At 68.2% G+C, this 18,105-nt stretch carries 10 protein-coding genes; all 10 read left to right on the forward strand.

Features of this window, described 5'->3' with window-relative positions; translation table 11 throughout:
* Positions 1-54 precede the first annotated feature (54 nt).
* The 10 genes from GGR66_RS08960 (at position 55) to GGR66_RS09005 (ending at position 18,021) form a co-directional block, all read left to right on the forward strand.
* On the forward strand, positions 55-2,313 hold the full coding sequence (locus GGR66_RS08960; protein ID WP_184447993.1) for a methyl-accepting chemotaxis protein: 2,259 nt from the start codon (positions 55-57) through the stop codon (positions 2,311-2,313).
* A gap of 679 nt (positions 2,314-2,992) precedes the next feature.
* Positions 2,993-5,488 carry a methyl-accepting chemotaxis protein gene (locus GGR66_RS08965; protein ID WP_255421630.1) on the forward strand — a complete coding sequence of 832 codons (2,496 nt, stop codon included), beginning with the start codon at positions 2,993-2,995 and terminating at the stop codon, positions 5,486-5,488.
* 283 nt (positions 5,489-5,771) lie between these two features.
* On the forward strand, positions 5,772-6,287 hold the full coding sequence (locus tag GGR66_RS08970; RefSeq protein ID WP_255421631.1) for a hypothetical protein: 516 nt from the start codon (positions 5,772-5,774) through the stop codon (positions 6,285-6,287).
* Positions 6,284-8,491 (forward strand): methyl-accepting chemotaxis protein, encoded by a 2,208-nt coding sequence (locus tag GGR66_RS08975; protein WP_184447994.1) that lies wholly within the window; start codon positions 6,284-6,286, stop codon positions 8,489-8,491. Before GGR66_RS08970 ends, GGR66_RS08975 begins: the two co-directional genes overlap by 4 nt.
* A gap of 60 nt (positions 8,492-8,551) precedes the next feature.
* Positions 8,552-9,334 carry a flagellar brake protein gene (locus tag GGR66_RS08980; RefSeq protein ID WP_184448125.1) on the forward strand — a complete coding sequence of 261 codons (783 nt, stop codon included), beginning with the start codon at positions 8,552-8,554 and terminating at the stop codon, positions 9,332-9,334.
* A 121-nt stretch (positions 9,335-9,455) separates the two neighbouring features.
* Entirely contained in the window at positions 9,456-9,950 is a 495-nt protein-coding gene (locus GGR66_RS08985; protein WP_019796102.1) for a chemotaxis protein CheW, read from the forward strand.
* A 193-nt stretch (positions 9,951-10,143) separates the two neighbouring features.
* The gene (locus GGR66_RS08990; protein WP_017910574.1) at positions 10,144-10,506 is read left to right on the forward strand and encodes a hypothetical protein; all 363 of its coding nucleotides are present in this window, start codon (positions 10,144-10,146) and stop codon (positions 10,504-10,506) included.
* Between the two features lie 100 nt (positions 10,507-10,606).
* The gene (locus tag GGR66_RS08995) at positions 10,607-12,991 is read left to right on the forward strand and encodes a methyl-accepting chemotaxis protein (protein WP_184447995.1); all 2,385 of its coding nucleotides are present in this window, start codon (positions 10,607-10,609) and stop codon (positions 12,989-12,991) included.
* 169 nt (positions 12,992-13,160) lie between these two features.
* Positions 13,161-15,386, forward strand: coding sequence for a methyl-accepting chemotaxis protein (locus GGR66_RS09000; protein WP_160967782.1), 2,226 nt, complete (start codon positions 13,161-13,163; stop codon positions 15,384-15,386).
* 391 nt (positions 15,387-15,777) lie between these two features.
* Positions 15,778-18,021 (forward strand): methyl-accepting chemotaxis protein, encoded by a 2,244-nt coding sequence (locus GGR66_RS09005; RefSeq protein WP_184447996.1) that lies wholly within the window; start codon positions 15,778-15,780, stop codon positions 18,019-18,021.
* Positions 18,022-18,105: the final 84 nt, after the last annotated feature.

Genomic DNA, 18,105 nt, shown 5'->3' on the forward strand with positions numbered 1-18,105 from the left:
TGCTGATTTGCCAGCGCTTACGACCCGACTCCCCCTCTGTCCCAAAGGTCGGTTATGAACGCACTTCTGCAACGCTACAACGTCGGTCGGCGCCTGGGTGTGGCGTTCGGCATCCTCATCCTGTTGTCCGGCCTGCTGGTCGCAATGGGGCTGTTGACCATGGCCAGAGCGCATCGCGAGCTGGACAGCATCGTCAACAACAACATGGAAAAGGTGCGGCTCTCCAACGAGATGCTCGACGCCAACACCAACGTGCAGATTGGGTTGATGGCCGTCACCATCGTCGATGGCGACGCGGCCAACCAGAAGATGATCAACATGGTGAAGAGCAACCGGGCGCGCTACAAGACCGCGCACGATGCCTTGTCGGCGATGCCGGCCAGCCCGGCCGAGCGCCAAGCCATGGATACGATCGAGGTCTCGCGCGCACGATCGGTGCAGCTGAACAATCAGGTGCTGGCGCTCGGCGAAAAGGACCAGAACGCGCAGGCGCAGGCGCTGTTGCTCGGCGATGCATCGGTGGCGATGGAGAAGCAGCAGGCCGCGATCCGCGCCAATGCCGATCTGCAGCGGCGCCTGAGCAAGCAGGCCTATGCGGTCTCGTCGGCGGCGATGGCGCGTGGGCGCATCGTCCTGATCTCCGGCGGCCTGGCCGTGCTATTGGTCAGCGGCCTGCTGGGCTGGACCATCACCCGCAGCCTGACTGGACCGCTGGCCCGCGCCACCCGCGCCGCCGAGGCCATCGCCGACGGACGCCTGGACAACGACGTGAGCACCACCGCGCGCGACGAGCCCGGCCGCCTGCTGGTCGCGATGGATCGGATGCAGAACCAGCTGCGGCGCTTCTCCAGCGAAACCGCATTGATGATCGAACTGCATGCGGACAAGGACATGAGCCACCGCATGCCGCAGGACTTCCCCGGCGTGTACGGCGAGCTGAGCAAGGGCATCAACACCATGATGTTCGAGCACCTGGATGCCATCGTCGACGCCATCGGCGTACTCAACGAATACGCCAACGGCGACCTGCGCCGCGACGCCCGTCGCCTGCCCGGCAGCCGCGCGGTGCTGCACGAATCGATGGATGCGGCCAAGGCCAGCCTGCTGGCGATCAACACCGAGATCAAGCGCCTGGCCGCGGCGGCGGCCGCCGGCGACTTCAGCGCCCGCGGCGACGCAGCGCACTTCCAGCATGACTTCCGACTGATGGTGCAGGACCTCAACGCGATGATGGACGTCAGCGATCGCAACCTCGGTAAGCTGTCGGCCTTGTTGCAGTCGATCGCCGCGGGCGACCTCACCGCGCGCATGGACGGCGAGTTCCACGGTGTGTTCGCGCAGATGCGCGACGACGCCAACGCCACCGCCGATCAGCTGACCGGCATCGTCGGCCGCATCCAGACCGCGGCGGTCAGCATCAACGCCGCCGCCACCGAGATCGCTGCCGGCAACGACGATCTGTCGCGCCGCACCGAACAGCAGGCGGCAAGTCTGGAAGAAACCGCCGCGTCGATGGAGGAACTGACCTCCACCGTGAAGCAGAACGCCGAACACGCGCGCCAGGCCAATCAATTGGCCGCGGGTGCCGCCTCGGTGGCCTCGCAGGGCGGCGACGTGGTCGGTCAGGTGGTCGAGACCATGAACGGCATCGAAGCGTCGTCGAAGAAGATTGCCGACATCATCGGCGTGATCGACGGCATCGCCTTCCAGACCAACATCCTGGCGCTCAACGCCGCAGTGGAAGCGGCGCGGGCCGGCGACCAAGGCCGCGGCTTCGCCGTGGTCGCCAGCGAAGTGCGTACCCTCGCCCAGCGCTCGGCCGGTGCCGCCAAGGAAATCAAGACCTTGATCGACGATTCGGTCGGCCGCGTCGCCACCGGTTCGGCCCTGGTCGACCAGGCCGGCAAGACCATGCACGAGATCGTCGCCTCTGTGCAGCGGGTCACCGACATCATGGGCGAGATCTCGGCCGCCTCGCAGGAGCAGTCCGCGGGCATCGAGCAGGTCAACCAGACCGTCACGCAGATGGACGAGACCACCCAGCAGAACGCCGCCCTGGTGGAAGAAGCCACTGCCGCCGCGCGTTCGATGGAAGAGCAGGCCGTGCAACTGAGCGATGCGGTCGCGCTGTTCAAGATCGACAATGTCGCCGCGATGGCAAGGCCTGCGCCTGTCCGCACTGCGCCGGCCGCACGGAGCGCCAAGCCGCCGATCAAGACTGTGGCGAAGGCCGGCGTCGGCCCGCAAGCGCCGACCGCGCGCCGCGCGACCGTGGCCGCGACAAGCAATGGCGATACGTGGCAGGAGTTCTGATCCCACGGCGACCAGTCGCCTGGCACCGCCCCCGCAAGGACGCGCCTGGCAGCCGATCGACACTGCGATCGGCTGCCGTCTCGCAATGTCCCAAGGCTCACGCCGATGCCGCCACGGTCTGCCCGGTTTGACTGCAGCCGTGACGGCCTGAGGCTTCATCCCAGCCTCATCTCGGACGTCACCGACAGTCCCTCACACGGGTAAGCGTGCAACCCGCCACGACTCCGCGGTCGCGGTCATCGGCAACGCAATGCCTCGCTCAAATCCACCCGATCACGCAGGCAGCCGACGCTGCAATCCGGGGCGGCCCCATCGAACAAAGCTGACCCGACGCCGCTGCCCGGCCGAGAGGCGCCGACCACCGGGCACGGCACGCGAAAAGACTCACGCATGCTGCATCCGAGTCACGCCCGGCCGCGTATGTCCCGCCCGATGCGTCCCTCTGCCAAGGGTTGCACAGCATGGGCGGCGGCTTAACGCGGTCATGATGACAGCTTCAACATTTGTCTACGACGGCCGCTAAAGATCTGCCCGACCCGGTCGAGCGCAGCCGATTCCATCGCATGCGCGCGCCTGGACAGGCGAAGTTCCGCGGCCATCCGGTTGCACCCCGCATTCCCATGGCGCGGTTCCCTGTGGATCGCCCGCCTTCTTTCGCTCTTCCTCAGAGACCCGCGCAATGACGTCGCATCCCGCGAACCACGCCGCTCCGCTCGCCTCCGAACACCGCTCCCGTTTGCGGGTCTGGCACGACCTTCCCATCGCGCGCAAGCTCAGCCTGATCGGCGCCCTGGCCTTGATCGGGCTGGCCATTCCGCTGCTGCTGTACACGCGCACGCTCAGCGACGGCGTGGAGGTCAGCCGCGCCGAACTGCGCAGCTACGCGCCGCTGCGCGACATGCTGGTCCTGCTCGGGGCGCTGCAGGAAGAACAGGTGGGCGACGCCGCAGACGTGGCGAAAGCGCGCGACACCGCGGACCGGGCGCTGCGCGAACTGCAGCGGACCGTGCCGTCCCTGCCCGGCTTCGACCGCAGCACGGCGGCGCTGGCGCAGCTGCAGCAGACCTTGCGGACCAGGCGCAACGATTTCGCGGCGGTGGCGGACCAGGCCGACGACGCGCTGGATGCCCTGCGCGACGACAGCCAACTGGTCTATACGCCGTACGTGGAAAGCTACCACTTGGTGGTCAGCAGCCTGATCTACGCCCCGGTCACCAGCGAAACGCTGACCCGGTTGGATGCGATGCACGTCCCCTCCCAGGCCGGCGCCGAGACGCCGATGCTGCACGCGCAGATCGCCGAACTGGCCCGCGATCACGCGCGCCTGCGGCAGGAGCTGAAGAAGGCGCTGGGCCTGCTGGAGCAACCGGATCCGGCCTTGTCGCGTGCGGTCGCCGCCGAGGCGGCGGTCGCCGATCGCGCGCTGCCGCAGCTAGCGCAGGCCCTGGACGGCGGCAACGCCGATGCCGATCAACGTTGGGACGCGGCCCTGCATGGCTGGGACGACGCCTTGCACAGCCTCAGCGCCACCGGCTTGCAGGCGCTGCAACGCCAGTCGCAACGGCACCTGGACGCCTCGCTGCAGGCGATGTGGGCCGCCGCTGCCGGGCTCGGCCTGTTGACCCTGCTGATCGCGGCGGTTTGCGTGCATACGCTGATCACCCTGACCCGCAACGTGCGCCGCGCCGCCAGCGTCGCCGCGGACATCGCCGAGGGCCGCCTGGACGCCCGCATCGTGGTGCGCAGCCGCGACGAAAGTGGACGCCTGCTGGCCGATATGCAACGCATGCAGCAACAGCTGCGCGAGGTGCTGGCCGCGCAGACCGAGATGGCCAAGCGCCACGATACCGGCCAGACCAGTTACCGCATGGACGAAAGCACCTTCCCGGGCGACTACGGGCGCATGGTCCGCGACAGCAATGCGCTGGCCGCATCGCACATCGCGGTGACCGAGCGCCTGGCGCAGATCATGGGCCGTTACGCCATCGGCGACCTGTCCGAAGACATGGACCGCCTGCCGGGCGAAAAGGCGCGTCTCACCGAGACGATGGACACGGTCAAGCGCAACCTGACCGCGATGAACACCGAGATCAAGCACCTGGCCGGCGCCGCCGCGGCCGGCGACTTCAGCGTGCGCGGCGATACCGCGCGCTTCCAGTACGACTTCCAGCTGATGGTCGACAGCCTCAACCAGTTGATGGCCACGTCCGACGGCAACCTGCAGGCGCTGTCGTCCCTGCTGCGCGCCATCGCCGCGGGCGATTTGACCGCGCGCATGCACGGCGATTTCCAGGGCGTGTTCGCGACCATGCGCGACGACGCCAACAGCACCACCGAACAACTGGCGACGATCGTCGCGCGCATCCAGACCGCCGCGATCAGCATCAACGGCGCCGCGGCCGAGATCGCCACCGGCAACGACGACCTGTCGCGCCGCACCGAACAGCAGGCGGCGAGCCTGGAAGAAACTGCGGCCTCGATGGAGGAGCTGACCTCCACGGTCAAGCAGAACGCCGAACGCGCGCGCCAGGCCAACCAGTTGGCCGCCAGCGCGGCCTCGGTGGCCTCGCAAGGCGGCGACGTGGTCGACCAGGTGGTGCAGACCATGAGCGGCATCGAGGCGTCGTCGAAGAAGATCGGCGACATCATCAGCGTCATCGACGGTATCGCCTTCCAGACCAATATCCTGGCGCTCAACGCCGCGGTCGAAGCCGCGCGGGCCGGCGAACAGGGTCGAGGCTTCGCCGTGGTCGCCAGCGAAGTGCGCACGCTCGCGCAGCGCTCGGCCGGCGCCGCCAAGGAGATCAAGGGCTTGATCGACGATTCGGTCGAGCGCGTCGCCGAGGGTTCGGCCCTGGTCGAACGTGCCGGCAACACGATGCAGGAGATCGTGACCTCGGTGCAGCACGTCACCGACATCATGGGCGAGATCGCCGTCGCCTCGCAGGAACAATCGTCGGGCATCGAACAGGTCAACGGCACCGTCACCCAGATGGACGAGAGCACGCAACAGAACGCGGCGCTGGTGGAAGAAGCCACCGCCGCGGCACGTTCGATGGAAGATCAGGCCGGGCAGCTGCGCCAGGCGGTGGCGGTGTTCAAGGTGGAAATCGCGTCCTCGGCACGCGCGCCGGCGGTGCTGTCCCCGCACGGGCCGGCGCACACGCTCGCCTGAGCCTGCGCGCGCGGGTCACCCTGGAGCCAGCCTGCCGCCTGCCCGGCACCGGCCGGCGGCGCCACGCCTGCCACCGACGCGGCAACTGGAAAGACCGATCGGCTGCGGGCGTCCCGCGGCCGATCGCGTTTCCAAGCCTGAGACATTCAGCTTCGATACGGACACACCAAAGCGGTATCGTGACCACAGCGTGAAATGGAATGAATACCACCTTAAGGAACGATGGTGGCTGTCGATAACGTGAACAGCCGGTAGATGCCGGCGCCGCCCAGGCCGGTCTTCCATGCAGACACGCCCCACCGATGCCGACCGATCGCGGCACGTTCTGCGATTGCCGGCGGGCCTGTTGCTGCTGGCGGTCTGGAGCGTCTGGGCCGTCGCCCACCTAGCGGCATCTGCCACGCCGCCCCCGGCCGACAGCGCCGAGGCCATCCGTGCGCGCCTGCTGGCCTTCGCGCCGGCCGCCATCACTGCCGGCCAGGCCGTCGCGTTCCGCCTGCGCTTGCCCGACTGCGCATGCGCCGCACCGGCAACGGCACCGGCACCGGCACCGCTGCCGGGCATCCGCAGCGTCGACCTGCGCGACCGTGCGGCACCACCGGCCCTGCCCTATGCGCTGATCGTCTTCGATGCGCAGTCCCGCCTGATCTATGCCGGCCCGGCACAACTGGCCGGCTGCGGCAACTCCATCGCCGCCGCCACGCTGATCCCCCGGCTACTCGCCACCAGCGGCGTCTCGCCGCTGATCTCGCCCGCCTCGTGCGGATGTCCCATCGACTCCAAGGAATCCCTCGCATGAGCGCGTCGCCTCACCACGGCAATTTCCTCATCGGCAACGAGCGCTACGTCTATCTGCAGAAACTGGCGGCCCAGGCCGACCGCCTGTTCGTGGTGGTGGCGGTGCTGGCCACCCTCGCCAGCCTGGGCGCCGCCTGGCATCAGGGCACGTGGACGTTGTGGCTGACGGTCAGCCTGCCGACGTTGGCGGTCATCGCGCTGCAGGTGAAGCTGTATCCGGGCAGCCTGCTCAGCCGCTGTACCGTGGCGCTGGGCCTGATGGTGCTGGCGGCCGCGCTGATCCAGCAGGCCGGCGGCATGATCGAGGTGCACTTCGGCGTCATCCTGCTGATCGCGCTGTTGCTGTACTACCGCGACTGGCGCCCGATCATGGTCGCCGCCACGGCGATCGCCGTGCATCATGTGCTGTTCTTCTGGCTGCAGCATCGCGGCCTGCCGGTGCGCGTGTTCACCGCCGACGCCGGAATCGGCATCCTGGCGATCCACGCGTTGTACGTGGCGGTGGAAGCGGCGATCCTGGTGCCGATGGCGGTACAGATGCGCCGGCAACTGCTGGACGTGGGCCACGACCCGCACGATCTGGCGCAGGCCGCGCGCGCCATCGCCCAGCAGCAGCCGCTGCCGGCCGCAATCCGCGCGCTGACCCTGCCGGAAGGCTCCATCGCCCACACTCTGGTCGCCGCCAACGCGCAACTGCTGCACAGCCGCGAGCAGGACAGCGAGGCCCAGCGTGAGACCCAGCGCATCCGCAGCGCGCTGGACGACGTCACCACCAACGTGATGATCGCCGACGCCGAGCGCCGTATCGTCTACGTCAACCGGCCGCTGCTGCAGATGCTCAGCGACGTGCAGGAGGATCTGCGCCGCGATCTGCCGCAGTTCGATGCCAGCGCACTGCTGGGCCAGACCATCGACGTGTTCCACCGCCACCCGGAACATCAGGCGCGCATGCTCGCCGAGCTCAAGGGCACGCACCGTGCGCAGATCCGCGTGGGCGGCCACACCATGCGCCTGATCGTCAATCCGGTCACCGACGCGGCGGGCAACCGCCTGGGCTTCGTGGTGGAATGGGCCGATCGCACCGAGGAGGTGGCGGTGGAAGAAGAGATCGCCGGCATCGTGCGCGGCGCAGTCGCCGGCGACCTCGGCGGGCGCATCCGCCTGGACGGCAAGCACGGCTTCCTGCTGCAGTTGGGCGAACAGATCAACGCCATGCTCGCTGCCAGCGCCTCCGGCCTGGGCCACATCCAGCAGTTGTTGCGCGCGCTGGCCGAGGGCGACCTGTCGCGGCGCATCGACGCCGACCTGCAGGGCGTGTACGCGAACATGAAGGACGACGCCAACGCCACTGCCGAGCAATTGTCGACGATCGTGCGGCAGATCCAAGGCGCCTCCGATGCGATCAACACCGCGGCCGGCGAGATCGCCGCGGGCAACGACGACCTGTCGCGCCGCACCGAACAGCAGGCGGCGAGCCTGGAAGAAACTGCGGCCTCGATGGAGGAGCTGACCTCCACCGTCAAGCAGAACGCCGAGCATGCGCGCCAGGCCAACCAACTGGCGGTCGGCGCGGCGGCGGTGGCCTCGCAGGGCGGCGACGTGGTCGGCCAGGTGGTCACCACCATGAACGGCATCGAGGCGTCCTCGAAGAAGATCGCCGACATCATCGGCGTCATCGACGGCATCGCCTTCCAGACCAACATCCTCGCGCTGAACGCCGCGGTGGAAGCCGCGCGCGCCGGCGACCAGGGCCGCGGCTTCGCCGTCGTGGCCAGCGAGGTGCGCACCCTCGCCCAGCGCTCGTCGAGTGCGGCCAAGGAGATCAAGGACCTGATCGACGAGTCGGTCGGCCGCGTCGCCACCGGCTCGGCGCTGGTCGACCAGGCCGGGCGCACCATGAGCGAGATCGTGACCTCGGTGCAGCGGGTCACCGACATCATGCGCGACATCGCCTCGGCCTCGCAGGAACAGTCGGCCGGCATCGAGCAGGTCAACCAGACCGTCACCCAGATGGACGAGGCGACCCAGCAGAACGCCGCCCTGGTCGAGGAAGCTAGCGCCAACGCGCGTTCGATGGAACAGGAGGCGGGCGAACTGGCCCGGGCCGTGGCATCCTTCACCCTGGAGCAGCGCTCGCCGTCGGGCGTCTCCGCCAGCGGCGGCAACGTGCATCCGGTCTACAAAAAAGCCCAGCTCAGCCGATAGCATGCGTGGGGCGTGCCGATGCGGTGCGGCCCCACCCACTTCCCGTACTCACTGTCCACCATGGCCGAAGGCACTCCCAGCGACTCCCCCGTCCCGTCTTCGCCGGAAGAAGAGGTGGAGGACGACCGTTTCCTGCTGGACAAGCCGCGACAGATCCGCCAGTTGCTGCAGTCGCTGATCCAGCAGCGTTCGCAGGTCAGCGCGCACGTGGGCGGCCGCGACCAGGCCTTCTCGACCGCGCTGCTGGCGCTGGACGAGGACGAAGTGCTGCTGGACCTGAGCGTCAACGAAGCCTCCAATCGCGCCGCCGAACAGGCCGAGTACCTGCTGTGCTTCGCCCAACTGGACAAGGTACGGGTGCGTTTCCGCATCGAACATCCCCAGCGCGTCGAACACGACGGCCAGCACGGCTTCCGCGCCCCGCTCCCGGAATCGCTGTACTACCTGCAGCGGCGCGAGCATTTCCGCCTGGAGACCCCCATCACCGACTCGCCGCTGTGCGTGCTGCGCATCGAGGACGACGCCGGCCAGGTCGAACTGAAGCTGCGCGTGGTGGACATCAGCGGCGGCGGCCTGGCGGTGGCGCTGGTGCACGGCCAGCCGATGCCGAAAGTGCAGGAGCGCTACCCGAACTGCGTGCTGCAGTTGCCCGATGCCGACGCCATCCGGCTGACCCTGCAGGTCTGCAACATGTATGTCTCCAAGCTCGCCAACGGCCAGGACACGCTGCGGGTGGGCATGCGCTTCCTGGACCTGCCGCGCGGCGCCGACGCGGCGATCCAGCGCTACGTGTTCCGCATCGAGCGCCAGCGCAGCGCCCGCAAGAGCGGCGTGCTTTCCTGAACGCCGGGCCCGGCCAACCGGCCGAGGTCTAAAGTTCGGCGGCCACGCGCCGATCTAGCATCAGAGTCGCGCTTCCCCAATTCCGCCACCACCGCAATTCCGTGCGCACCAGGAGCACACGATGAACGACAAGACCACCTCCACCTCCGGCGCCACCGGCGGCGAATTCCTCAGCTTCACCCTCGGTGAAGAACACTACGGCGTGGATATCCTCAAGGTGCAGGAAATCCGCGGCTACGACTCGGTGACCCGGGTCCCGGACGCCCCCGAGTACATCAAGGGCGTGATCAACCTGCGCGGCACCATCGTGCCGGTGATCGACCTGCGCCTGAAGCTGCGCCTGAAGGAGGCGCGCTATGACGCCTTCACCGTGATGATCGTGCTCAACGTCGAGAACCGCGTGGTCGGCATCGTCGTGGACAGCGTCTCCGACGTGATCCCGTTGAACGAAGAGCAGATCCGCCCGACCCCCGAGTTCGGCGCCGCGGTCGATACCCGCTTCATCTCCGGCATCGGCACCCAGGACGACAAGATGTTGATCCTGCTGGACATCGAGACCCTGCTGGACAGCGCCGAGTTCGGCCAGCAGCACGCCCACGTCGACGAAGCCGCCTGACGGCGACGGCCGGCCCGGCTGTAGACGAAACCCGCCTCACGGCGGGTTTTTTATTTGAAATGCGAACTGTTTATCACTTGTGAGAATCAAGTTAACCGGTTTCAGGCCGATAGCTGAAAGGTGGCTGGCCATCACACAGCCCTCACTTCAGCCCCCGTCCCCAAGGAGTCGTTCCATGAAACCGAGCTTTCCCATGCTGCTGGTCCTGCTGCTCGCCGCCAGCCCCAGCACCTTCGCCCAGTCCCAGCAGATGATCCCGCCGGAGATGGCCACCCGCTTCGTCGGCAAGGACGGCATGGTCTGCGGCAAGGTCGAGAAGGCCAAGTACGCGCAGAACTCCGAAGGCGAGCCGACCTTCCTGTACATGGGCGGCATGTTCCCGCGCCACACCTTCTCCGCCCGCATCGCCGGCGCCGACCGCAGCAAGTTCGGCTTCGCGCCGGAGACCCTGGAAGGCAAGGACGTCTGCGTGATCGGCAAGATCGAACGCGACAGCTCGCGTGCCGAAATCCAGGTCAGCGCGCCGTCCAGCCTGAAGCTGGCGACCATCAAGTAAGCCTTTGCGCCGCCGCGCTGGACCCGCACAGACGGTCCGGCACGGCGGCGTTTGTCGTTTTTGCCCCTTGTCGCCCCCCTCCGAATTACGGGAACCGCTCATGCAGTGGATAAAAGATCTCAAGGTGATGCCCAAGCTGATGCTGGCATTCGGCGTCGTGCTGGCGCTGATGCTGATCCAGGGCGTGGCCGCCTATCGCGGCCTGAACTCGCTCGACGGCGTGACCAAAGACGTATCGACGCAGGTGGTGCCGAGCGTGCGCACCGGCGGCGAAATGCGCGGCATCCTCGGCGAGTACCGCAATGCCGCCTACCAGAGCCTGATCCGCAGCAGCGATGCACTGAAGAAGGAATCGGCTGCGCGCCAGGCCGCGCTGAAGAAGCAGTTGGATACGATCCTGGCCAAGTACCCGCCCAGGATCGCCAGCCCGCAGGAAAAGGCGCTCTATGACCGCCTGGTCGCCGACTGGAAGAAGGCCAGCGCCTCCTACCAGTCCGTCGACGAAATGCTGCAGCTGGATCTGCACGACGATGCCATCGACACCTTCACCGGCGAGACCCGCACCCTGCACAACAAGGTGATGGAGGACGTCATCGCCCTGATCGGCGAGAACGACCGCCAGGCCAAGACCGCGGCCGACGCCGCCAGCGGCACCTATCGCAAGGCCGCCGCCACCCTGCTGGTCTGCCTGCTGATCGGCTTTGGCGCCGCGATCGGCATGGCCTTCCTGTTCGGCCGGATGCTGGCCAACAGCGTGCGCGATGCGGTCAAGGTCGCCAGCGATGTCGCCGGCGGCAAGCTCGACGGGCATATCGACGCCAACGGCAAGGACGAAATCGGCGAGCTGATGCAGGCGCTCAAGCGCATGCAGCAGGACCTGCGCGGGCGCATCGAGCGCGACGCCGCGGTCGCCTCCGAGAACCTGCGCATCCGCACCGCGCTGGACAATTCCTCCACCGGCATGTTCATCGTCGACCTGGACTACAACATCGTCTACGCCAACCCGTCGATGCAGGGCCTGGCCGACAAGTACGCCCAGCAGATCCAATCGGTGGCGCCGGCCTTCGATTCGAGCCTGCCGCTGGTCGGCTCGCCGGTCACGGTACTGGAGTACCGCAACCAGCACGACCCCAAGACCCTGTCGGAGCTGGAAAAGAACGGCGTCATGGAGCGCGAGATGGTCTATGCCGACGCGCGCATCGCCCAGACCATCACCGCCATCCGCGATGCGCATGGCAACCACATCGGCTTCGTCTGCGAAGCGCGCGACCGCACCCTGGAAGCGCAGGTCGAGCAGGAAGTGGCCAAGATCGTGCGCGATGCCGCCGCCGGCGACCTCAGCGGGCGTGTCGGCGTGGAAGGCAAGCACGGCTTCTTCCTGCAGCTGGCGCAGCAGCTCAACGGCCTGCTGCAGGCCAACGGCGACAGCATCGGCGAAGTGTCCAAGCTGCTGACCGCGCTGTCGCAGGGCGACCTCACCGCGCGCATGCACGGCGACTTCCAGGGCGTGTTCGCGACCATGCGCGACGACGCCAACGCCACCGCCGAGCAGTTGGCGGCCATCGTCGGCCGCATCCAGCAGTCGGCCAACGCGATCAACGCCGCGGCCGGCGAGATCGCCGCCGGCAACGACGACCTGTCGCGCCGCACCGAGCAGCAGGCCGCCAACCTGGAAGAGACCGCCGCCTCGATGGAGGAACTGACCTCCACCGTGCGCCAGAACGCCGAACATGCGCGTCAGGCCAACCAGCTGGCCGCCGGCGCCGCATCGGTGGCCTCGCAGGGCGGCGACGTGGTCGGCCGCGTGGTCGAGACCATGAGCGGCATCGAGGCGTCCTCGAAGAAGATCGGCGACATCATCTCGGTGATCGACGGCATCGCCTTCCAGACCAACATCCTGGCGCTCAACGCCGCGGTGGAAGCGGCGCGTGCCGGCGAACAGGGCCGCGGCTTTGCGGTGGTGGCCAGCGAAGTGCGCACCCTCGCCCAGCGCTCGGCCAACGCCGCCAAGGAGATCAAGGGCCTGATCGACGCTTCCGTGGGCCAGGTGACCAACGGCTCGACCCTGGTGCGCCAGGCCGGCCAGACCATGACCGAGATCGTCGCCTCCGTGCAGCGCGTCACCGACATCATGGGCGAGATCGCCGCCGCCTCGCAGGAGCAGTCGGCCGGCATCGAGCAGGTCAACCAGACCGTCACCCAGATGGACGAGACCACCCAGCAGAACGCCGCCCTGGTGGAAGAAGCCACCGCCGCAGCGCGCTCGATGGAAGAACAGGCCGGTCAGCTGACCGAAGCCGTGTCGATCTTCCGCGTCGAGCAGTCGGCCCAGGCTGCGGTGGTGCATGCACCGCACGCCGTGGCCGCACCCCGTCCGGCACCGGTGGCGAAGAAGCCCGCGGCCGTCGCCTCCGCCAAACCGGCGGCGGTGCGCGCCCGCAAGGTCGAACCGGCGCTGGCCGATTCCGACTGGCAGGAGTTCTGAGACCGGCCCGGCCTGTCGCTGCATCACCCCATCCCCGGCCTGCGCGCCGGGGATTTTTTTGCTGATCGCGTCGGCGCGCGGATTGTCTACGAATCGATCGCGCCGCGCGCTCAATTTCATCGTTCACGGGGCCGTTAAATCCCTGGGAACCTTTCCAAGGAACAGGTCGATGTCGTCTCGCTCGTTGCTCACCCGCCTCTCGGATCTGCCGCTGCGCCGCAAGTTCCTGTGGCAGACCGTGTTGTTGGGCGCCGGGATCGTCCTGCTGGCGGTGATCGCCGCGCGGATGCAGTACCTGGACATCCGCAACACGCGCGAGCAGGCGCTGAAGAGCCAGATCGAGCTGGCGCTGGGCGTGGTCCGCGCCTATGCGGCCGAGGTGGACAAGGGCAGCATGCCGCTGGCGGAGGCGCAGCGCACCGCCCTGCGCACCCTGGAGTCGATGCGCGCCCGCGACGGCGTGGACTACTTCTACGTGCACGACCTGCACCCGACCATGCTGATGCATCCCACCCGCAAGGATCTGATCGGCAAGGACATCGGCCAGGTGCTCAGCGCCGACGGCAAGCCGATCTTCCGCGAGTTCGTCAAGGTGGCCGAGGCCGGCGGCGGCTACGTCGACTACCTGTGGCCCAAGCCCGGCAACGAGACGCCGGTGGAGAAAGTTTCCTACAACGCCCCGTTCGCGCCCTGGCACTGGGTGATCGGCACCGGCGTCTACATGGACGACGTGCAGGCGCAGGCGCTGATCTTCACCGGGGTGATGACCCTGGCCGGCGGCATCCTGGTGCTTCTCGCCTTCGGCATCAACTGGCTGATCGGCAGTTCGGTGCTGCGGCCGGTGTCGCGCAGCCTGGAGGCGATCCGCGCGGTGTCGCGTGGCGACCTCAGCGTGCGCATCGACAACCCCGGCCGCGACGAGACCGGCGAAATGCTGCGCGCCACCGGCGAGATGATCCGGATGCTGGAGCGCTTCTCCAGCGAGACCGCCCGGATGGCCGTGCTGCATGCCGACAAGGACATGTCCCACCGCATGCCGGAGGATTTCCCCGGCGTGTACGGCGAACTGGCCGCCAGCATCAACCGCATGATGTTCGAGCACCTGGACGCCATCGTCGACGCCATCGCCGTGCTCAACGAATACGCCAACGGCGACCTGCATCGCGATGCCCGCCGCCTGCCCGGCAGCCGCGCGGTGCTGCACGAATCCATGGATGCCGCCAAGGCCAGCCTGCTGGCGATCAATACCGAGATCAAGCGTCTGGCCGCCGCGGCCGCCGCCGGCGATTTCAGCGTGCGCGGCGACGCCGAGCGCTTCCAGCACGACTTCCGTTTGATGGTGCAGGACCTCAACGCGATGATGGAGGTCAGCGACCGCAACCTGGGCAAGCTCTCGGCGCTGCTGCAGGCGATCGCCGCCGGCGACCTGAGCGTGCGCATGCAGGGCGACTTCCATGGCGTGTTCGCGCGGATGCGCGAGGATGCCAACACCACCGCCGACCAGCTCGCCGACATCGTCGGCCGCATCCAGGCCGCGGCGCGCAGCATCCACGGCGCCACCACCGAACTGGCCAGCGGCAACGAGGACCTGTCGCGCCGCACCGAACAGCAGGCAGCCAACCTGGAAGAGACCGCCGCGTCGATGGAGGAACTGACCTCCACCGTGAAGCAGAACGCCGAGCACGCGCGCCAGGCCAACCAACTGGCGGCTGGGGCGGCGTCGGTGGCCTCGCAGGGCGGCGAGGTGGTCGGCAGAGTGGTCGAGACCATGAGCGGCATCGAGGCGTCGTCGAAGAGGATCGCCGACATCATCAGCGTCATCGACGGCATCGCCTTCCAGACCAACATCCTGGCCTTGAACGCCGCGGTGGAAGCCGCCCGCGCCGGGGAGCAGGGCCGCGGCTTCGCCGTGGTCGCCACCGAAGTGCGGACCCTGGCGCAGCGCTCGGCCAACGCCGCCAAGGAAATCAAGACGCTGATCGACGACTCGGTGGGCCGCGTGAGCGAGGGCTCGGTCCTGGTCGACCAGGCCGGCCGCACCATGCAGGAGATCGTCGCCTCGGTGCAGCGCGTCACCGACATCATGGGCGAAATTTCCGCGGCCTCGCAGGAGCAGTCGATGGGCATCGAGCAGGTCAGCCGCACCGTGGCGCAGATGGACCAGGCGATCCAGCAGAACGTCGCCGTGGTCGAGGAGGCCAGCGCCTCGGCGCGGGCGCTGGAAGAGCAAGGCCGCCGGCTCGGCGAGGCCGCAGCGGTGTTCCGGCTGGACGCGATGTCGGCACATGCGGACGGCGCTGCGGCGCTCATGCCTGCCGCAGCGGCACGGAGCGCGGCGCGATCGGCCCCGCTGCGGCTGGTCCGCACGGCGGCCCCGGCCATCGAGGCCGATTGAGCGGACGTACCGCTGCCATAGAAACGATCAGGCACGGCATGGCGATTTACCCCCTGGCGCGGTTCAAGCAATCGCCGCGCTAGTCGATATCAGGATCACGCCACGTGATCCGCGCATGACATCGCCGGGTCACGACCGCGACCGTTCAGGGAGCACGTGATGCCTTGCTGTCCATCTTCACCGTCGTCCAGTCGCTTGCCGCCGCGCCGCGGCGCCGCATGCGCGCAGATCCTGCGCACGGTTCCGCGCCGGCCGTCCCGGCGGCGCCACGCACGCGGCCTCGACCGGCAGCCTGCCTCTGCGTCGCCCTCGCCCCGCCCCGCTTCCGCCGGCTGATGCCGCGGCCGCCTTCGCTCCGCTTTTCCACCCCGCTACCGCACATGGAATGCCCATGAACGTGCTCTCGCACCTGAAAATCCGCGACAAGCTGATCGGCGCCTTCGTCCTGACCACACTGCTGACGCTGGTGCTGGGCGCGTTCACCTATTCCCGCACCAACCTGTCGATCGCCGAACTCAAGCACATCGAGCACGACTGGGTGCCGGCGACCCAGGCCCTGTCCGAGGTGCGCGCGCAGCTGGGCGAGTTCCGTACATACGAGCTGGCGCAGCTGTCGCGCGCCGACGATGCCCAGGCCCAGGCCGACTACTTCAAGCGCATGCAGAAGGTGCGCACCGAGGTGGCGAAGAACCAGCAGGTCATCGCGGCGATGATGCGCGACCCCAAGCAGGTCCAGATGTACGCCGGTGTCCAGGAAACGCTGAACGCCTACCTGCAGGCCAACACCGACATGGGCACCGCCTTGCGCGCCGGTGACGTGGCGGCGGCGCAGACGATCTCCGACACCCGGTCACGTGCGCTGCGGCGGACCCTGTTCGAGCGCATCGTGGCGCTGACCCAGTACAACGTCGCCGAACTGAACCGGGAGATGGATCGCGCCGACAGCCAGATGGCCAATACCAAGACCCTGATCCTGGCGCTGCTCGGGCTGGCCGTGCTGTTCGCCGGCGTCACCGCCTGGCTGATCGCGCGCGGCATCGCGCGCCAGTTGCACGCCGCCAAGCGCCTGTCGCAGGCGGTGGCCCGCGGCGAACTGGAAGGCGCCACCTACCCGCACGGCAAGGACGAGATCGGCGAGCTGATGGACGACATGCTGGTCATGCGCTCGCGCATCCACGCGGTGATCCGCGCGCAGGACGAGATGGCGCAGCAGCATGCGCACGGCACCATCAGCTACCGCATCGACGAGAACGCCTTCCCCGGCGAGTACGGGCAGATGGTCAAGGGCACCAACGAGTTGGTCGCCTCGCACATCGCGGTGAAGATGCGCCTGCTGCAGATCATCCAGCGCTACGCGATCGGCGACCTGTCCGAGGACATGGACCGGCTGCCCGGCGAAAAGGCCGTGCTCACCGAAACCATGGACATGGCCAAGCAGAACCTGACCGCGATGAGCGAGCAGATCAAGCAACTGGCGGAGGCGGCCGCGGCCGGCGCGTTCGGCACGCGCGGCGATCCCGACCGCTTCCAGTTCGGCTTCCGCGCCATGGTGCAGGACCTCAACGCGATGATGGCGGTCAGCGACCGCAACCTGGGCGAGCTGTCGACGCTGCTGCAGTCGATCGCCGCCGGCGACCTCACCGCGCGCATGCACGGCGAGTACCACGGCGTGTTCGCCGCGCTGCGCGACGACGCCAACGCCACCGCCGCGCAACTGGCGGCCATCGTCGGCCGCATCCAGGCCGCCGCCGCCAACATCAATGTCGCCTCGACCGAGATCGCCGCCGGCAACGACGACCTGTCGCGTCGCACCGAACAGCAGGCGGCCAGCCTGGAGCGCACCGCCGCGTCGATGGAAGAGCTGACCTCCACCGTCAAGCAGAACGCCGAGAATGCGCGCCAGGCCAACCAGCTCGCCGCCGGCGCCGCCGCGGTCGCCTCGCAGGGTGGCGACGTGGTCGGCCAGGTGGTCACCACCATGAACGGCATCGAGGCGTCCTCGAAGAAGATCGCCGACATCATCGGCGTCATCGATGGCATCGCCTTCCAGACCAATATCCTGGCGCTCAACGCCGCAGTGGAAGCCGCCCGTGCCGGCGACCAGGGCCGCGGTTTCGCCGTGGTCGCCAGCGAAGTGCGCACCCTCGCCCAGCGCTCGGCCAGTGCCGCCAAGGAGATCAAGGGCTTGATCGACGAGTCGGTCGGCCGCGTCGCCGAAGGCTCGGCGCTGGTCGACCAGGCCGGCCGCACCATGAGCGAGATCGTGACCTCGGTGCGGCGCGTCACCGACATCATGGGCGAGATCGCCGCCGCGTCGCAGGAGCAGTCCGCCGGCATCGAGCAGGTCAACCGGACCGTGACGGAGATGGACGAGAGCACCCAGCAGAACGCCGCCCTGGTCGAGGAAGCCACCGCCGCGGCGCGCTCGATGCAGGACCAGGCCGGGCAACTCGGCGCGGCCATCGCCGCGTTCAAGCTGGACACTTACCACGGTGTCGCCGCCAACGCGCCCACGGTGCAAGCCGCGCCCGCCCCGGCCCGCGGCAGACCCCGGCAGGCGACACGGCCGCGCCCCGTCGCCGCAGTCGCCGCGGGCGCTTCCACCGCCAGCGAGGCCCAGTGGCAGGAGTTCTGAACCGATACACCCTTGCTGATGGCCGTCGCTGAACGCCGGCTGTCAATTTCGGCCGGTGCCGGCCGATAACCCGAGTGACCGAGC

The sequence above is a fragment of the Xanthomonas sp. 3498 genome, from assembly GCF_014199795.1.
GTDB lineage: Bacteria > Pseudomonadota > Gammaproteobacteria > Xanthomonadales > Xanthomonadaceae > Xanthomonas_A > Xanthomonas_A rydalmerensis.

Excerpts from the sequence above, each read along its gene's own strand:
- GGR66_RS09005 (WP_184447996.1), top strand. The coding sequence starts at position 15,778 with ATGAACGTGCTCTCGCACCTGAAAATCCGCGACAAGCTGATCGGCGCC.
- GGR66_RS08970 (WP_255421631.1), top strand. The coding sequence starts at position 5,772 with ATGCAGACACGCCCCACCGATGCCGACCGATCGCGGCACGTTCTGCGA.
- GGR66_RS08985 (WP_019796102.1), top strand. The coding sequence starts at position 9,456 with ATGAACGACAAGACCACCTCCACCTCCGGCGCCACCGGCGGCGAATTC.
- GGR66_RS08995 (WP_184447995.1), top strand. The coding sequence starts at position 10,607 with ATGCAGTGGATAAAAGATCTCAAGGTGATGCCCAAGCTGATGCTGGCA.
- GGR66_RS08965 (WP_255421630.1), top strand. The coding sequence starts at position 2,993 with ATGACGTCGCATCCCGCGAACCACGCCGCTCCGCTCGCCTCCGAACAC.
- GGR66_RS08980 (WP_184448125.1), top strand. The coding sequence starts at position 8,552 with ATGGCCGAAGGCACTCCCAGCGACTCCCCCGTCCCGTCTTCGCCGGAA.
- GGR66_RS08975 (WP_184447994.1), top strand. The coding sequence starts at position 6,284 with ATGAGCGCGTCGCCTCACCACGGCAATTTCCTCATCGGCAACGAGCGC.
- GGR66_RS08960 (WP_184447993.1), top strand. The coding sequence starts at position 55 with ATGAACGCACTTCTGCAACGCTACAACGTCGGTCGGCGCCTGGGTGTG.
- GGR66_RS09000 (WP_160967782.1), top strand. The coding sequence starts at position 13,161 with ATGTCGTCTCGCTCGTTGCTCACCCGCCTCTCGGATCTGCCGCTGCGC.
- GGR66_RS08990 (WP_017910574.1), top strand. The coding sequence starts at position 10,144 with ATGCTGCTGGTCCTGCTGCTCGCCGCCAGCCCCAGCACCTTCGCCCAG.